We start from the raw sequence: 1269 nt of genomic DNA, 5'->3' as shown, positions 1-1269 counted from the left end.
TGACGTTGCCCCCAAGTTTTATCCAGTTCTGAGTTCGCTCTGGCGGATGGGATTGCCTTGTTGGGCGGGGTGCGCGGCGGGAGACGGCGCGGAGCTGGTCGGGTTGCGCAGCGCCGTCTCACGACGCGGGAACGTGCGGGCGAACTCGGCCGGGGTCTGCCAGCCGAGCCGCGAATGCGGACGGGATTCGTTGTAGTCGGCGCGCCAGCGACCGAGCAGCGCACGGACCTGGGCGAGTGTGGTGAACAACGTCTCGTTCAGGAGTTCGTCGCGCAGGCGCCCATTGAACGACTCGATGAAGGCGTTCTGGGTGGGCTTTCCCGGTGCGATGTAGTGCCACTCGACCCGGGACCGGTCGGCCCAGCTCAGGATCGCATTGCTGGTGAACTCAGTGCCGTTGTCGCTGACGATCATCCTCGGCTTGCCGCGTGTCGCGACCAACCGATCGAGTTCGGTTGCCACCCGCAGCCCCGAGAGCGACGTGTCGGCGATCAAGGCGATGTTCTCGCGGGTGCAGTCGTCGACGATCGTCAGAATGCGGAAGCGGCGCCCGTCAGTCAGCTGATCCGAGACGAAGTCGAGGCTCCAGCGATCGTTCGGCCGCAGGGCGACCTGCATCGGCGCCCGTGTGCCGAGGGCACGCTTTCGCCCGCCGCGCCGGCGCACGCCGAGCTTCTCCTCACGATAGAGCCGGAACAGCTTCTTGTGGTTGACGACGAGGCCCTCACGCCGGAGCAACACATGCAGGCGACGATATCCGAACCGTCGGCGTTCCCGGGCGAGTTCCGTCAACCGCTCACGGAGCACGCGGTCATCCGGCCGCGTGGCCTCGTAGCGAATAGTCATGCGGCAGAAGCCGGTGGCTTTACACGCCCGCCGTTCGCTCATCCCATGGGTGGCCATGAGATGGGCAACGGCGTTCCGCTTCTCGGCGGGCGTCACCACTTCTTTCCCAGCAGGTCCTTCAGGGCGACGTTGTCGAGCATGGCATCGGCCAGCATCCGCTTCAGCTTGGCGTTCTCGTCTTCCAACGCTCGCAGGCGCTTGGCCTCCGAGACGTCCATGCCGCCGAACTTGGCCTTCCACTTGTAGATGCTCGCATCGCTGACCCCGTGTTTGCGGCACAGGTCCGAGACCGCAACGCCGGCCTCGTGCTCCTTCAGGATGCCGATGATCTGCTCTTCGGTAAAACGGCTACGCCTCATGCTCTGGTCCTCGAGTTGGGCCAGAGCGAACTTCAAACTGGATTAGGCCTGAGGGGCAACGTCA

General features: G+C 64.9%; 1 protein-coding gene. It reads right to left on the bottom strand.

All coding sequences use genetic code 11. From position 1 onward, the window contains the following. Positions 1–18: 18 nt before the first annotated feature. Positions 19–1205 (bottom strand): IS3 family transposase gene (locus ACT53U_RS19580; RefSeq protein WP_476157618.1). Its coding sequence is split into 2 segments (ribosomal slippage): positions 19–956 and positions 956–1205, totalling 1188 coding nucleotides; the frame shifts between segments, so codons are not numbered across the junction. Positions 1206–1269: the final 64 nt, after the last annotated feature.

It is taken from the genome of Pinisolibacter sp. DMC19, from assembly GCF_056313985.1.
This window is presented reverse-complemented; position numbering and strand designations above follow the sequence as displayed.